14 protein-coding genes are annotated in these 15765 nt (G+C 62.8%); 6 read left to right on the top strand and 8 right to left on the bottom strand.

All coding sequences use genetic code 11. The features are described 5' to 3' along the window. Nucleotides 1–13 precede the first annotated feature (13 nt). Nucleotides 14–1210, bottom strand: coding sequence for a YVTN family beta-propeller repeat protein (locus tag F757_RS0118915; RefSeq protein WP_027212759.1), 1197 nt, complete (start codon nucleotides 1208–1210; stop codon nucleotides 14–16). 267 nt (nucleotides 1211–1477) lie between these two features. Here F757_RS0118915 and F757_RS0118910 point away from each other — a divergent pair, with 267 nt between their 5' ends. Both F757_RS0118910 and gph read left to right on the top strand, forming a co-directional pair. Further along, nucleotides 1478–2257 carry an HAD family hydrolase gene (locus F757_RS0118910; protein WP_027212758.1) on the top strand — a complete coding sequence of 260 codons (780 nt, stop codon included), beginning with the start codon at nucleotides 1478–1480 and terminating at the stop codon, nucleotides 2255–2257. Beyond that, complete coding sequence (gene gph, locus F757_RS33855) at nucleotides 2254–2994, top strand: phosphoglycolate phosphatase (RefSeq protein WP_051376824.1); 741 nt, start codon at nucleotides 2254–2256, stop codon at nucleotides 2992–2994. Before F757_RS0118910 ends, gph begins: the two co-directional genes overlap by 4 nt. 104 nt (nucleotides 2995–3098) lie before the next feature. Here the strand turns inward: gph and F757_RS0118900 are convergent, their stop codons facing one another. Further along, nucleotides 3099–4250, bottom strand: a complete 1152-nt coding sequence (locus tag F757_RS0118900) for a porin (RefSeq protein ID WP_027212757.1) — start codon at nucleotides 4248–4250, stop codon at nucleotides 3099–3101. An 806-nt stretch (nucleotides 4251–5056) separates the two neighbouring features. On the opposite strand from F757_RS0118900, the gene F757_RS0118895 reads away from it, so the two are divergent. Both F757_RS0118895 and F757_RS0118890 read left to right on the top strand, forming a co-directional pair. Further along, the gene (locus F757_RS0118895; protein ID WP_027212756.1) at nucleotides 5057–5335 is read left to right on the top strand and encodes a DUF1488 family protein; all 279 of its coding nucleotides are present in this window, start codon (nucleotides 5057–5059) and stop codon (nucleotides 5333–5335) included. A gap of 30 nt (nucleotides 5336–5365) precedes the next feature. Beyond that, nucleotides 5366–6157 (top strand): phosphate/phosphite/phosphonate ABC transporter substrate-binding protein, encoded by a 792-nt coding sequence (locus tag F757_RS0118890; RefSeq protein ID WP_027212755.1) that lies wholly within the window; start codon nucleotides 5366–5368, stop codon nucleotides 6155–6157. 110 nt (nucleotides 6158–6267) lie between these two features. On the opposite strand, the gene F757_RS0118885 is transcribed toward F757_RS0118890, so the two are convergent. From F757_RS0118885 to F757_RS0118870, 4 genes are all read right to left on the bottom strand, one after another. Continuing rightward, complete coding sequence (locus tag F757_RS0118885) at nucleotides 6268–8295, bottom strand: acetyl/propionyl/methylcrotonyl-CoA carboxylase subunit alpha (protein ID WP_027212754.1); 2028 nt, start codon at nucleotides 8293–8295, stop codon at nucleotides 6268–6270. 72 nt (nucleotides 8296–8367) lie between these two features. Beyond that, nucleotides 8368–9153: an enoyl-CoA hydratase/isomerase family protein gene (locus F757_RS0118880; RefSeq protein ID WP_027212753.1), complete on the bottom strand. Its 786-nt coding sequence runs from the start codon at nucleotides 9151–9153 to the stop codon at nucleotides 8368–8370. Between the two features lie 28 nt (nucleotides 9154–9181). Beyond that, nucleotides 9182–10789 (bottom strand): carboxyl transferase domain-containing protein, encoded by a 1608-nt coding sequence (locus tag F757_RS0118875; protein WP_027212752.1) that lies wholly within the window; start codon nucleotides 10787–10789, stop codon nucleotides 9182–9184. 28 nt (nucleotides 10790–10817) lie between these two features. Beyond that, on the bottom strand, nucleotides 10818–11999 hold the full coding sequence (locus F757_RS0118870) for an isovaleryl-CoA dehydrogenase (protein WP_027212751.1): 1182 nt from the start codon (nucleotides 11997–11999) through the stop codon (nucleotides 10818–10820). A 297-nt stretch (nucleotides 12000–12296) separates the two neighbouring features. On the opposite strand from F757_RS0118870, the gene F757_RS0118865 reads away from it, so the two are divergent. Both F757_RS0118865 and F757_RS0118860 read left to right on the top strand, forming a co-directional pair. After that, entirely contained in the window at nucleotides 12297–13052 is a 756-nt protein-coding gene (locus tag F757_RS0118865; protein WP_027212750.1) for a TetR/AcrR family transcriptional regulator, read from the top strand. A gap of 104 nt (nucleotides 13053–13156) precedes the next feature. Continuing rightward, nucleotides 13157–14014, top strand: coding sequence for a DUF72 domain-containing protein (locus F757_RS0118860; RefSeq protein WP_027212749.1), 858 nt, complete (start codon nucleotides 13157–13159; stop codon nucleotides 14012–14014). A 264-nt stretch (nucleotides 14015–14278) separates the two neighbouring features. Here the strand turns inward: F757_RS0118860 and F757_RS0118855 are convergent, their stop codons facing one another. Together F757_RS0118855 and F757_RS0118850 are read right to left on the bottom strand one after the other, a co-directional pair. Continuing rightward, on the bottom strand, nucleotides 14279–14569 hold the full coding sequence (locus tag F757_RS0118855) for a DUF1330 domain-containing protein (RefSeq protein ID WP_027212748.1): 291 nt from the start codon (nucleotides 14567–14569) through the stop codon (nucleotides 14279–14281). A 95-nt stretch (nucleotides 14570–14664) separates the two neighbouring features. Further along, nucleotides 14665–15720 (bottom strand): aldo/keto reductase, encoded by a 1056-nt coding sequence (locus F757_RS0118850; RefSeq protein ID WP_027212747.1) that lies wholly within the window; start codon nucleotides 15718–15720, stop codon nucleotides 14665–14667. Nucleotides 15721–15765 lie beyond the last annotated feature (45 nt).

The raw sequence follows: 15765 nt of genomic DNA, 5'->3' as shown, positions 1-15765 counted from the left end.
GCAACGACACGCATCAGCGCGATTCGATCGAGCCGTCGCCAGGCGGATAAGTCACAATGCCCCAAGCCAGCGGCAATGGCCCGATCTGCGTGATCGGCTGATAGCTGCTGGCGTCGAGTACATACACGGAATCGGAGCGGCCGCACGCAACCAGCAGCTTCGCGCCGTCCGGCGTAAAGCTGAAGTGCCAGCAACGCTGCCCGACCGGTATGTCGGCGAGATGCTCGTAGCTGTGGCCGTCGAATACCTCCACCGTCTTGTCGCGCGCCGCGGCTACAAAGAGCCGTTTGCCGTCCGGAGCATAGGCGACGCCGTACGGACCGAGCTTGGTATCGACAGTCTTCAGCACCTTGAACGTGCGCGCGTCGATCACAACCAGTTTGCTTAGCGACTCCAGCGTGACCACGTACTCCTTGCCGTCCGGCGACAGCCGGATGCCGCGTGGACGTCCGCCGGCCGCAAGCTTCACGCTTCGCACCGGCGCGCCCGTGCGCGCATGATAGACCGACACCGTGTCGTCGCCTTCGTTGGTGACGAGCATGTGCTTGCCGTCGCGCGAGAATTCGATGCCCTCGGTTTCGTGGCCGCTCGTCACCGAGCGCACCACGCGCCAGGTTTTCATATCGACGATCGCAATTTCGGCGGGCGGCTTGTTGGCGTCGTCATCGTCATCGGCATGGGCCGGGTTGCCGGCATTGGCCGGGTTGGGCTGGCCGGTCTGGGCGACCTTGCTGGCCGCAGTGGCCGCCCCCTCCGCCTTCTCCGGCTGCTGCCCCACCGGCTTGCCAGACTGCGGGTTCGCCCTGGGCGGCCCGCCCGCTTCGCCCGGCTCGTACGTTACGTACGCATAGCCGTTGTGCACGCGCACAAACTCAGGGTTCTGGCCGATCTTCACACGCTGCACGACTTGCCCCGAAGCCGTGTCGATCACCGCCAGATCGCCGGTGTTCTTGTTGGCCACGAGCAGCCGCGAGCCGTTCGAATTCAGGCTGAGGCCACGCGGGCCGGCGGCGCCCACCGCGAAAGTCCGGGTCAACTTCATCTGGTCGAGGTCGATCACGCCGACCCCGGCCTTTTCGCTCGTCACGTAGGCGAGCGGCGCCGCGGCATGCGCCCAGCCCGCACCGAGCAGCGCCGCGATAGCGGCCGCGATACGAACCGAAGCGAGGGCACGTCCCCGTGTTGCGTTGCGAAAGCGTGTCTCCAGCATTGTTGTGCTCCGTTATGAAAGCGCTGTGCCGCGCGAGCCGGCATTCAAGCAAAGTAGTGCATTGGGGGATCGTTTGACAACGAAGAAGCGTCGGGAGATTTTCCCGAATTGACCTGGATGGTCGAATCGCCTCGCACGCAAGCGTTAAACGATGCGTTATCGAGTCGCAAAGAATCTCTGAATTCAACTCGTCGCGCCACTTCGCTATCGTGACGGCATCGCGCCGGCTCACCTGCCGGCGTTCCGGTACAAGCTGAGGAGCGGCCCATGCAAGCCCTGATCTTCGACGTCGACGGCACACTGGCCGATACCGAAAGCGCGCACCTGCGCGCGTTCAACATGGCGTTCGCGGACGCCGGGCTCGACTGGCACTGGGACGAAGCGCTTTACGCGCGTCTGCTCCAGGTGGCAGGCGGCAAGGAGCGTTTGCTGCATTACTGGCGCATTGCCGATCCCGACGAAGCGCGCGGCCCCGGCGTGAACAGGGTGATCGACGCGGTCCATGCAATCAAGACGCGTCACTATGCGGCATGCGTGCGCGATGGCGGCCTGCCGTTGCGGCCAGGCATTGCACGCCTGCTCGACGAAGCGAACGCGGCCGGCATTCCCGTGGCAATCGCGACGACCACCACACCGGCAAATCTCGACGCTCTGCTGCAAGGACCGCTCGGCGCGACATGGCGCAGCCGTTTTGCCGCGATCTGTGATGCGGGCACGACGCAAACAAAGAAGCCCGCGCCGGATGTCTACCTCGACGCGCTCCGGCAACTCGGCTTGCAAGGCCCTGACTGCATGGCGTTCGAGGACTCCGCCAACGGCCTGCGCGCGGCGCGTGCGGCACGCGTACCGACTATCGTGACGCCGACAGCGTACACCGCGGACCATTCTTTCGAGGGCGCGCTCGGCGTGCTGCCTCATCTCGGCGATCCGGATGCGCCCATTCCTTCCCCAGGCGCGAATGAGCGGCCCGCATGGGTCGATCTGGACACGTTGCGCCGCTGGCATCGCGAAGCGTCCCATTCGCCTCACGCAGCGGCGGCAGCATGATCGCGCAGCCGCCCGCTTCGCCGCATGTACAAGGGTCTGTGCGATCCGCAACGCATGCCGTGCTGATCGATCTTGACGGCACAATGGTCCACACCGCACCGGACATTGTCGAGGCAGCGAGCCGCATGCTGGCCGATTTCGGCCACGCGCCGTTGCCCTTCGAGATGGTCAGCGGCTTTATCGGCAAGGGCGTGCCGAACCTGGTCAGGCGCACGCTTGCAGCCGCCGCACTGGAGCGGCACGTGGACAACGAAACCGCGCTGGCGGTGTTCCACCGGCACTATGAAGAGACCAACGGGCGCTTCGGCTACGTTTATCCGCACGTGGCCGCCGGTCTTCGCGAGCTTCGGCGGCTCGGCTACCGGCTTGCGTGCGTCACCAACAAGCCCGAGGCGCTGGCCGCGCCGCTGCTGCGCATGACAGGGCTGTGGCGCTACCTCGAGGTGCTGGTCGCGGGCGATTCCATCGACAGCATGAAGCCCGCGCCGCAACCGCTGTGGCATGCGTGCCGCCTGCTCGGCGTGGACACCCGGTGCACCGTTCTGCTTGGCGATTCTCCCGTGGATGTCTGCGCGGCCAGTGCGGCGGGCATGCCAGCGTTTATCGTGAGCTACGGCTATGGCGGACCCGATGGCGCAGCGGCGCTGCAATGCGCCGCGTCAATCGACTCGTTCGCGCAGTTGCCCGGCCTGCTTGCGCGGTGCGGCGAGCACTCGCGTGCCAATGCGGGGTTGTAGTTATCGCGCCGCCACAACGAAAATGGCCCGAACGCATGCGTCCGGGCCATCCCTTCTACTGCTGACGAAGCCGCTTGCCAACAGCTACAGCATGGCTAGCTGCATCAGAACTTGTGACGGATACCGACGATTGCGAGTGCTTGCGAATCGGTGCCGTTGTAGCCGTAGGAGCCGATCGAAGCCTGCGCGCTTTGCGTCGTTCCATCCGCGAGACGCTGCGTGCCGTTCGCATGCTGGTACGCCGCAACCGCGTAGAAGTCCGTACGCTTGGAGATGCTGTAGTCCGCACCGAGGCTGAACTGGTGGTAATGCGCCGACGTGTCGCCCGATGCAGCGGTGTACGCGTAGCCCAGACCCGCGACCAGTGCCGGCGTCGCCTGATAGGCAACGAAAGCCTTGCCGCTGTTGTACTTCTCGGTGCCGGTGAACGTCGAAGCGCCGTCGCTTTTCAGTTGCGTATTGCTATACGAGGCGCCCAGCGTGACCGGGCCGACCACGTACTGGCCGCCGACCTGTGCGATGCTGACCGATTTCGCCGTGACGTAGCCGTCGTTGATGTGGCTGTCGAAGATCGAATCGGTCGTGCTGCTCGCCCAGCTCGAACGCGCAGTCGTCGCGGATGCGTTGGTCGCGCGCAGGTAGCCGCCCGCCAGCGAGAGCGGACCGTTCGAGTACGACACGGCGCCGCTGTATGTATAGCCCTGGCCCGCCTGACCTGCCACGCCGCTGAATGCATACAGTGCTTCGAACTGCAGGCCGGCGTAGTTCGGCGACACGTACTTGACTGCGTTGGACACGCGCGCGCTGTTGTCGTTATTGTCGACGTCGCCCGGCGTTGAGAATGCGGAGCCGAAGAAGTTGTCGGCCGTGACGCCTTGCACCATGTCCGTGATCGGGTCGTACTGGCGGCCGGCCGTGACCGTGCCCCACGTCGCGCCCGTCAGGCCGACAAACGCCTGGCGGCCAAATTCGCGCGAGCCCTGACCGAGCTTGCCCGTGCCGACGTCGAAGCCGTTTTCCAACGTGAAGATTGCCTTCAGGCCGCCGCCCAGTTCTTCCTGACCCCTCAAGCCCCAGCGGTCGCCGCTCAGATTGCCGTTGATCATGCCGGCCAGATTGCTGTTCGAACTGGCGTTATGGACATAGCCAATGCCGGCATCGATCACGCCGTACAACGTCACACTGTTCTGTGCATGCGCGGATCCTGCGGCAACCAGAAATGCGAGAGACGCGGAAGTGAATGCTGTTTTTTTCATCCTTGTTCCTTTATTCGAGTTTAAAAGGCATTGCGGATGCGCAGCATACATTGATCAATGGAAAACTCAATAAAAGTGTTTGCAAATTGCCACACGCATATCATTACCAATTAGTGCACAAATAATTAAGGGCTATGTGCGAACACATAGCCCCGAGTCCGGCGCAACGGCTTTCCCTGCGTGGAGACTTGGAGAAAGAACCGGACCCGACGGATTTAGCCAGCCGGGTCGCGCGAAGTCAAGCGGCAGGCAATTGAGTTTTCTTGCTGAATCTTTTAACTGTCATTAATTGGTGATTTTTTATTTCAATTTATTAACCGCAATTACCTTTTATTGTCATTCCACGTAAGCGGAAAGAAACTGGCGCCCTCGACAGTTTCAATGACATCCTATTGCGCAACCTAAAAGGCTGAATGCGCCGACAATTCCAACGCCCGCGCCAAGACCGAAAGTCTCGAGTGAAGTCGCACATCCCTGCAAACCGAGCAGCACCACCACGGCGGCGGCCAGTGCAAACTGCCGGACTCTGCGCGGCGCTGCTTTGTTGAATCGACTGGTCCCTGTCATCTTTCTTCCCGTCTTGATGGATCAGAGGGCAAGTGTAGGGACCGCCTCGCGACGCGAACTGTCGAGTACCGGGTAGAAAAGCGGCTTCCGTTACAAAATTTTGTCGGGCGCGAGTCGTCGCTGCACCCGGCGGCCGGGGGTGCATTGCCAATGTCTTGCGAATGCTGGTTTTCCCACATACCAGCAGCTTTCGGTTTGTCATGCTGACGACTCAGGCGCGCGCGCGAAAGGAGGTTGCCATGCCGGTCTATGTTGACGAAGGGTTCCGGCCCTGTGTGACGGAGTGCGCAACGGTCGCGTTCAGAGTGTGCTGCGACGACCGCGCACAAATTTTCGAGGTCAGCGCGGACGCGCTCATCACCTATTGCGGCGCGGCAAGCGCCCGCAAGAAAGACCTGTTGCTGGCCTTCGAAGGCGCACAAAACGAGATTCTCACGGTGGCCGCGCGACAGTGGACATTCCGGCCGACCGAGCCGGTGCGGCTAGGCATCGACGAATTCCGTATGATCATGCATTAGCCCGCCCGTAAGCCATGCACGCACCGCATCATGACCTGGATCGCCGCCCTGCCGATGTACAACGTCACGCCCTCGCTCGAGAGCGAATGGCGCGCGTGGCTCACGGACGTGCTGAGCATGGTCAAGCCGGCCTGCCGCATTGTCGAGCCGGACGAAGAACTGCATGGCTTCTGGCGCCGGCCCAATCTGCTGGTTTCGCAGACCTGCGGCTACCCGCTGATGCATGGCCTGCGTGACCAGGTGCAGTTGATCGCGACGCCGCGTTTCGACGCGCCCGGCTGCGAGGGCGCACATTATGCGAGCGTGCTCGTCACGCGTGCGGACGCGCCGTTCGATACGCTCGCCTCATGCCGCGGCGCACGGGTCGCCTACAATCAGGACGATTCCAATAGCGGCATGAACGCGCTGCGCCACGCAGTCGCGCCGTATGCGCGTGACGGCGCATTTTTCCGCACCGCCCTGCGCACCGGCTCGCACGTCGGCTCTCTGCAGGCCGTTGCGGACAATCGCGCGGACCTCGCCGCGATAGATTGCGTGACGTTTGCCTTTGTGTGCGACGAACTGCCGGAGCTCGCGCGGCGGGTGCGCCGCATCGGCATGACAGCGGCGTCACCGGGTTTGCCTTTGATCGCCGCCGACACGGTGCCCGCCGCGACCGTGCAAGCGCTGCGCGAGGCGCTGAACGAAGCGCTCGCGCAGCACCCTGAGCGTGCAAAGCGCTTGCGTTTGCAGGGGTTTTCTGCGTTGCCGCTCGCAGACTACGAGCGCATCGCTGAACTCGAAAACGAGGCGCGCGCGGTTGGGTATACGCGGCTTGGTTGAGCGCGCGGCGCTTCGAGCACCGCTTGAAGCGGCGCTTTTAGCGTTATGCGAGCCTAATGCGAGCCTTGTTCGTGCATTGGTCGAGTAATGCTTGTGCATTGGTTCGACGCTTATTGCACGTCCAGCACCAGAAGCTGCGCGCCGTCGGCAACCTGATCGCCAACCGCATAGAGCACTTCCGACACCGTACCGGCTGCCGGCGCGCCGATGGTGTGCTCCATTTTCATCGCTTCCATCACGATGAGCGGCGTGCCCTTCTCCACCACCGTGCCCGGCTCGACCAGCACCGCGATGACCTTGCCCGGCATCGGCGCGGTCAGGCGCCCTTCGCCATGTTCGGCATCCGCCGCGTGCGCCAGCAGGTTCTGCCACTCGAAGGCCAACGCGTGACCCAGGCAGAACACATGAAACGTGTCACCATCGATAAACACGCGGCCCGTGGCGCGCGCATCGCCGATCGTCGCGCGGTATTCGTGCAAGCCCGAGCCTTGCGACCACGTGAAGCCTTCGCGCAGCCCGTCGTGTTCGAGCGTTTGCCCGCCGCCGTCGCGCGCGAACGTGACGGTGAAGGCGCTGTCGTCCTCCACGTTGCGCCAGCCTAGCGTCTGCGAGTAGCCGCCGTTCAGACGCCAATGCGACAGCGCGTCCCACGGCGACGCACCGTGCGCGGTGCCGCCTTCGCGTGTGAGCAGCGCCGCGCACGCCAGCGCGAGCGCTTCCTTGAAGGGCTTTTTCACCGGCGCGAACAGCGCGTCGTGATGGCGTTCGATCAGACCGGTATCCAGATCGCCGCTCGCAAACGGCTCGCTTTCGACGATACGCTGCAGAAACTCCACGTTCGTATGCGGCCCCACCACTTCACATGCGTGCAGCGCGCGGCTCATTCGGGCCAATGCTTCTTGTCGTGTCGCGCCGTGCACGATCAGCTTGGCGATCATCGGATCGTAGAAGGGCGTAATGGTGTCGCCCTCGCGCACGCCGCTGTCGAGGCGCACCGGCGCCTTGCGGCCCGGCTCGCCGAGACCGGCGGCATCGATCACGAACTCCACGCCTTGCGGCATGCGCAAATGCTTGAGCGTGCCTGTCGACGGCAAGAAGCCGCGGGCCGGATGCTCCGCATAGATGCGCGCCTCGATTGCGTGGCCGTCGATCGTCAGTTGGTCCTGCGTGAGCGGCAACGGCTCGCCGGCGGCCACGCGCAGTTGCCATTCCACCAGGTCCTGACCCGTCACCATCTCCGTGACAGGATGCTCGACTTGCAGGCGCGTGTTCATTTCCATGAAATAGAACTCGCCGCTCGCCGTCATGATGAACTCGACGGTGCCGGCTCCGACATAGTTCACCGCGCGCGCGGCGGCAACCGCGGCCTCGCCCATTTCGCGCTTGATTTGCGCCGACAATCCCGGCGCGGGCGCCTCTTCCAGCACCTTCTGATGGCGACGCTGCACCGAGCAGTCGCGGTCGAACAGGTACACCGCGCCGCCCCGCCGGTCCGCGAAAACCTGCACTTCGACGTGGCGCGGCCGCGTCAGATATTTTTCGATCAGCACGCGGTCGTTGCCGAAGCTGCTCGCAGCCTCGCGCTTGCAGGAAGCGAGCGCCGCAGCGAAGTCTTCGCTGCGCTCGACAACGCGCATGCCCTTGCCGCCGCCGCCCGCGCTGGCCTTCAGCAGAACCGGGTAGCCGATCGCATCCGCCTCGCGCTGCAATAGTTCGGGGTTCTGATCGTCGCCGTGGTAGCCCGGCACGAGCGGCACAGAAGCCGCATGCATCAGTGCTTTGGCGGCGGCTTTCGATCCCATTGCCGCGATGGCTTCCACCGGCGGTCCGATGAACACGATGCCCGCCGCTTCGCATGCCCGTGCGAAGTCTTCGTTTTCCGACAGAAAACCGTAGCCCGGATGCACCGCCTGCGCGCCGCTCACGCGCGCCGCTTCGATAATGCGCTCGACGCGCAAGTAGCTTTGCGCCGCGCTTGCCCCGCCAATATGTACTGCTTCGTCGCACGCGCTCACGTGCTTGGCGTTGGCGTCGGCATCCGAATAGACAGCGACGCTCGCAATGCCGAGCCGCTTGCAGGTCGCGGCGACCCGGCACGCAATCTCGCCCCGGTTGGCAATCAGGATCTTGTTGAACATGAGTTGTCTCGATCTCAGGATATTGTTCTGGTGAACGCCCGCCGGCGCCTCGCGTTGTGAGTGAGCCGCGCTTCAGTCACGCCAGGCCGGCGCGCGTTTTTCGAGGAACGACGCGACGCCTTCGCGGCCTTCCGTGCCTGCTCGCGTGCGCGCAATGCGCGCCGCCGTGTCTTCGATCAACGCGTCGTTCAACTCGCGGCCGGCCATGTCCTGCACGAGCTGCTTGCAGGCACGTACCGCTTGCGGACCGTTCGCGCACAGCGTTTGCGCGATCTGCTGCACAGTGGCGTCGAGTTGCTCGGCGCTGACCGCTTCGCTGACGAGCCCGAGCCGCAACGCGGTCACGCAATCGAACTGCTCCGCGCTGAGAAAATAGCGGCGCGACGCCTGCTCCCCCAACGCGCGTATCACGTACGGCGCGATAGTGGCCGGAATCAGCCCGAGGCGCGCCTCGGAAAGACAGAAGCGCGCGCTTTGCACCGCCACGACGATGTCGCACGCGGCGATCAGGCCCATGCCGCCCGCGTAGGCGTCGCCGTTCACGCGGGCGATGACGGGCTTGCTGCAGCGATAAATGGATGACAGCATATTGGCGAGCAACATTGCGTCGGCGCGGTTCTCGTTGTCCGAGTAGCCGGCCATTTTCTTCATCCAGTTCAGATCGGCGCCGGCGCAGAACGCCTTGCCGTTGGCGGCCAGCACAATCGCGCGGATGTCGTCGCGCGCATCGAATGCCGTGAAAGCCGAGGTGAGCTCGGCGATCATGGTTTCGTTGAATGCGTTGCGCACTTCCGGGCGATTCAGCGTGAGCGTCGCGACATATCCGTCTATGTCGACGTTCAGTGTGTCGTATTGCATCGTGGCGGCTCCCATGCGTCGCGCTCTATCACATCCGGAACACGCCGAAGCGCGTGTCTTCTATCGGCGCATTCATGGCAGCCGACAAACCGAGGCCGAGCACGTCGCGCGTTTGCGCCGGGTCGATCACGCCGTCGTCCCACAGACGCGCGCTTGCATAGTAAGGATGCCCCTGATGCTCGTATTGCTCGCGAATGGGCTGTTTGAAAGCCTCTTCTTCTTCGGCGCTCCATGACCCACCACGGTTCTCGATGCCGTCGCGTCTCACCGTGGCAAGCACCGACGCGGCCTGCTCGCCGCCCATTACCGAAATGCGCGCATTCGGCCACATCCACAAAAAGCGCGGCGAATACGCGCGCCCGCACATGCCGTAGTTGCCCGCACCGAACGAGCCGCCGATGATCACCGTGAACTTCGGCACCCTGGCCGTGGCGACGGCCGTCACCATCTTCGCGCCGTTACGCGCAATGCCTTCGTTCTCGTACTTGCGGCCCACCATGAAGCCCGTGATGTTCTGCAGAAAGACGAGCGGGATCTTGCGCTGGCAGCACAGCTCGATGAAGTGCGTGCCCTTGAGCGCCGACTCCGAAAACAGAATGCCGTTGTTTGCAATGATGCCGACCGGATGGCCCCAGATATGCGCGAAGCCGCACACAAGGGTGGTGCCGTAGCGCGCCTTGAATTCGTCGAATGCGGAGTCGTCGACGATGCGCGCGATCACCTCGCGAATGTCGAACGGCTTGCGCGTATCCACAGGGATGACGCCGTAGATGCTCTTCAGGTCATAGCGCGGCGGCTTCGGCTCCTGCAGCAGAACCGGCACGTGCTTCGTGCGGTTCAGATTGCCGACGATGCTGCGCGCAATTGCGAGCGCATGTGCGTCGTTTTGCGCGAGATGGTCCACTACGCCCGACAGGCGCGTGTGCACATCGCCGCCGCCGAGGTCTTCGGCGCTCACCACTTCGCCGGTAGCGGCTTTCACGAGCGGCGGGCCGCCGAGAAAAATGGTGCCCTGGTTCTTGACGATGATCGACTCGTCGCTCATCGCAGGCACATAGGCGCCGCCCGCCGTGCACGAGCCCATGACGACGGCAATCTGCGGAATGCCCGCGGCCGACAGGTTCGCCTGGTTGTAGAAGATGCGGCCGAAATGATCGCGGTCGGGAAACACATCGTCCTGATTCGGCAGGTTTGCGCCGCCCGAGTCGACAAGGTACACGCACGGCAAGCGGTTTTCTGCGGCTATTTCCTGCGCGCGCACGTGCTTCTTGACCGTGACCGGATAGTATGTGCCGCCCTTCACCGTCGCGTCGTTGCAGACGATCACACACTCGTGACCCGCGATGCGCCCAATGCCGGTAATCACGCCCGCGCCGGGCGCGTCGTCGTTATACATGCCGTAGGCCGCGAGTTGCGAGAACTCGAGAAACGGTGTGCCCGGATCGAGCAGTTTTTCGATGCGCTCTCGCGGCAGCAGCTTGCCGCGCCCGATGTGCTTTTCGCGCGCGGCCTCGCCGCCGCCGAGCGCAAGTTGCTCGACCTTCGCGCGAAGATCGTCGACCAACGCCTCGAGCGCCGCGGCATTGGCGCGAAAGTCGTCGGAACGTGGATTGAGCCTGGATTCGATGACGGGCATCGCGTCGTTCTCCTGTTGGTCGCTCGGCTTACATCGTTTCGGCAAAGAGTTCGCGGCCAATCAGCATGCGGCGGATCTCGCTCGTGCCCGCGCCGATTTCATAGAGCTTCGCGTCGCGCCACAGACGCCCAACGGGATACTCGTTGATATAGCCATTGCCGCCGAGAATCTGGATCGCTTCGCCCGCCATCCACGTGGCTTTTTCCGCCGTGTAGAGAATCACGCCCGCGCAGTCCTTGCGAACCTGGCGCACATGCTCCGTGCCGAGCGTGTCCAATTGGCGGCCGACCGCGTAAAGATACGCGCGGCATGCCTGGAACGTCGTGTACAGATCGGCGACCTTGCCCTGAATCAGCTGGAATTCGCCGATAGACTGGCCGAACTGCTTGCGGTCGTGGATATACGGCACGACCGCGTCCATGACGGCGACCATGATGCCGGTCGGGCCGCCCGCAAGTACGGCGCGTTCGTAGTCGAGACCGCTCATCAGCACCTTCACGCCGCCGTTCAGCTGCCCGAGAATGTTTTCTTCCGGCACTTCGACGTCCTGAAACACGAGTTCCCCCGTGTGCGAGCCGCGCATGCCGAGCTTGTCGAGCTTCTGCGCGACCGAGAAACCCTTCATGCCTTTCTCGACGATAAACGCGGTAATGCCGCGCGAATTCGCTTCAGGGTCGGTCTTCGCGTAGACGACCAGCGTGTCGCAATCCGGGCCGTTGGTGATCCACATCTTCGTGCCGTTCAGCACATAGCGATCGCCTTTCTTGTCGGCGCGCAGTTTCATGCTGACCACGTCCGAGCCGGCGTTCGGCTCGCTCATGGCGAGCGCGCCGACATGTTCGCCGGAAACCAGCTTCGGCAGATACTTCTGCTTTTGCGCCTGGGTACCGTTGCGATGGATCTGGTTCACGCACAGATTGGAATGCGCGCCATACGAAAGGCCGACCGAAGCCGATGCGCGCGAGATCTCTTCCATTGCGACCATGTGCGCGGTGTAACCCATGTTCGCGCCGCCATATTCCTCGGAAACCGTCATGCCGAGCACACCCAAGTCGCCGAATTTGCGCCACAGGTCCATCGGAAACTGATCCGTGCGATCAATCTCAGCGGCACGCGGCGCGATCTCTTTCGCAGCGAAACCCGCAATGCTGTCGCGCAGCATTTCGATTTCTTCGCCGAGTGGGAATTGCAAGCCGGGCAGGTTGCTCATTGCGGTGTCTCCAGGTTTCATTGACGGCCGGCGGCGGGTTGCCGGCGAATTTCGTTGTGCGGCCAGGCGGGCTCCAGCATGCTCAGGCGGCCTCGAGGACCGCATGTTCAGGCTCGCGGCGAGGCGCGCGACGCTCAACGCGCATTTCACGCCAGATTTACGTAAGCGTCAATAGGTAATTTTGAGTGTGACTCAGAAAAGTAGCCACGCGGGATAATCGGTACCAGCTCTGTGATAGCATCCATTAGAGCCCTCCCCGCACGCCGCACGCGCCCCTCAAATCTGAACGTGACTCATATGACGCCTGATCTCAAGCCCGAACTGCCCGCCTCGCGGCGCCAGCCCGCCGGGCGCAAGTCGCAGCAGCGCGTGAAGGAGATTCTTCAGGCGGGCCGCGACGTGTTCTCCCAAAAGGGCTACGAGCGCGCCACGACTGCGGAGATCGCTCAGCGCCTAGGCGTTTCCGAGGCGACCGTGTTCAGCTACTTCCGCGGCAAGCGCGAGTTGTGTGCACGGGTGATCGGCGACTGGTACGACGAAATTATCGGTGCGATTGAAGCCGGGCTGCCGCGCGACGGCACCGTGCGTCAGCAGTTCGCCTTCATCGTGCGAACGCATTTGCGCTTGATGCTCGTGAACGGCACCGATCTGTGCGCACTGGTGCTCTCGGAAGGACGCGCGCGGCATCACGAGTTGAGCGAGGCGCTGACCGAATTGCAGCGCCGCTACACCGCACCGCTGATGCGCGTATTGGCGCAGGGCCAGGAAAGCGGCCAGATTCGCGCGGACATGCCTTTGCGTTTGTTGCGCTCGATGGTATTCGGCCCCATGGAGCACGTGTTGTGGGACGCGACGCTCGCGCACCGGCATACCGACATCGACGCAACCGCCGATCAGTTGATCGAAGTACTGTGGGCCGCGCTGACGCCTCCCGATGCCGCGGTGAGTGCGTTGCAGCAGTTCAGAGCGGAAGTGGCGGAAGCCAACCGGCGTTTCGACGAAGCCACGCGTGCAGCGGCCGCGCACGCAGCGAAACCGGCGGGTGGCGAATAGCCAGACAGGTTTCTATGCTTCCCGTAGGCGCGCCCGGGCGCGGAAAAAAACGCTAATCTATGGGTCTACCCGTCGCTGTAGCGCAGCCAGAAGGAGAATACCAGGTGGCAGAAACCAAGTCCGCAAAAGCCGCAAGGCCGTCAGCCAGCGCAAAGACCACTAGCACCACGAAAGGCGGCAAGATCAGGATTGGCATAGGCGGCTGGACTTACGCGCCCTGGCGCGGCACGTTCTATCCGGACGATCTGACGCAAAGCCGCGAACTCGAGTATGCGAGCCGGCATCTCACTTCAATTGAAATCAACGGGACCTTCTACGGTTTGCAAAAACCGGCGAGCTATGAAAAGTGGTATCAGGAAACGCCGGAAGATTTCGTGTTTTCGCTCAAGGCGCCGCGTTACGCGACTAATCGAAAAGTACTGGCGGACGCCGGCGAGACCATCGAGCGTTTTTTCGCAAGTGGAGTGCTGCTGCTCAAACAGAAGCTCGGGCCTATCAACTGGCAGTTTGCGCCAACCAAGAAGTTCGACGGCGAAGATTTCGAGGCCTTTCTGAAGCTGCTGCCTGCGAGTATCGAGGGTGTGAAGCTTAGACATGCGATCGAAGTGCGCAACGACAGCTTCAGGACGCCGGAATTCATTGCGCTGGCACGCAAGCACAAGGTCGCAGTGGTGCTTGCAGGAGACAGCGCCTACCCGCAAATCGCCGACGTGACCGCGCCGTTCGTGTATGCCCGCATCATGGGCACCACGGACAAACAGGCCAAAGGTTACTCAGCAAAAGCACTGGACGCATGGGCAGCGCGTGCACGCGAGCTGGCCGCGGGGACGACGCCAGGGGACCTGGAAACATGCGGCGAGGCGGCCGCCAAAGCAGCGGCGCGCGATGTTTATCTTTATGTGATCAGCGGGTTTAAGGAACGCAATCCGGCCGCGGCGATGGCGTTGATCGAGCGGTTGTGACGGGTTGAAGGTGGGGGATAGGCGCAGAGCGCGATCTGTTTGTGGAATGTAATACAGTTCGTAGTGAGGCAAGTGCGGGCCGTCGGTCTCCGTAGGCCCTGCCCGTCCCAGTTATACTGATTAATTCCGTCCCCAACGACATTGCCGCTAAGGTGGTATGAGAATGTCTTACCCGCCCAACGCGTCAACTGGTTCGCGGCGTTGTACTGTGCGTCGACCCGATCACAGCCCCAAGGGCTAATGCTCCACTCTCCCCGCCCAAGATCACAGAGCCCCTTCCACAATAACAAAGGTCCCCGTCGCAGCCCCTGCGCGGAGCGCCTTGGCCGCCTGGTATTCGGGGCTCTCGTAGAAACGCCTCGCCTCGGCAAGCGAATCGAACTCGAGGACCATATGCCGCTCGTGCGCCTCCCCTTCCAGGTTTTCATATTGTCCCCACGCCGCAATGACCTTGGGGCTGAAATTCTTCATTGCATCGCCTGCGGCTTTTGCATATGCGGAGTAAGCAGTTGCGTCTGAGACGCTAACATGTGCGATTAAATAACCCTTTGGCATGTTGATCTCTCTTTCGTGCTGGACGCACGCAATGCAACGCGTGGCGGGTATTCGCAACCGCCCGCGTCGAAAATATTGATGTGCAGCAGCCGATTCTATTTCGCCCCGCCCCCGCTGAAAGCCGCAGGGATCCGGCCCGACTCCTGACGCTCGATCATCCAGCCGGGATAATGGGGAGGCAGAGCACTCACGGCTTCAAGACGCGCAAGCTCTTCTTCGGTCAGGACGATATCGACTGCACCCAGATTATCTTCGAGCTGTTCGACCCGTTTGGCACCGATGATGACGCTCGTGACATACGGCCTGGCGAGTATCCAGGCGAGCGCGATCCGGGCAACCGAGACACCGCGCGCGTCGGCAATGCTGCGCATTTCCGCAACGCACGACCAGGCCCGTTCGAGATCGACCGGGGGAAAATCAAAATGGCTGCGCCGCGAACCTTCTTCAGTCGGAGCGCCGGGGCCGAACTTGCCCGACAGCAATCCGCCGGCCAGCGGCGACCAGACGAGAAGCCCCATCCGCTCCTCGATGGCGAGCGGTACCAGCTCGCGCTCGACGTCACGTCCGGCAATCGAATAGTACGCCTGCAGCGTCTCGAAGCGCGTAGCGTGCAGCGCCTGGCTCAGTCCGAGCGCCTTGCCGATCTTGCCTGCCCGCCAGTTTGAGACGCCGACATAACGAACCAGCCCCTGCCGCGTAAGATCGTCGAGCGCACGCAGCGTCTCGTCAATCGGGGTGACAGGATCGCTGGCGTGTATCTGGTACAGGTCTATATGGTCGACCTGAAGACGCTCCAGGCTCCTCTGCACAGAATCCATGATGTGACCACGCGACGCCCCCTGATCGTTCGGTTTGGGGCCCATCGCGCCAGCTGTCTTCGTAGCAAGCACGATCTCACTGCGTCGCACCCCGAGGTCTCTGAGCGCCTGTCCGACGAGGCGTTCTGACTGGCCGAATGAATATACGTCGGCGGTGTCGATGAAGTTGATTCCCTCGGCAAGCGCGCGGGCGATCAGTCGGTTCGCCTCGTCCTGGCCGACCGCGCCGATCGCCGCCCACATGCCGGCGTCGGCATTGCCGCCCAGCGTCATCGTGCCGAGGCACAGTTCGGAAACAAACAGGCCGGTGCGGCCAAGTTGCTTGTATTTCATGGCAGTTCCCTTCGAGATTGGCTGGATAAAATGTGGCGGCCTGGC

This window comes from Burkholderia sp. WSM2232 (assembly GCF_000472545.1).
In the GTDB taxonomy this organism is placed as follows: domain Bacteria; phylum Pseudomonadota; class Gammaproteobacteria; order Burkholderiales; family Burkholderiaceae; genus Paraburkholderia.
The sequence above is the reverse complement of the archived record's forward strand: the minus strand, read 5'-3'. Positions and strand labels throughout refer to the sequence as shown.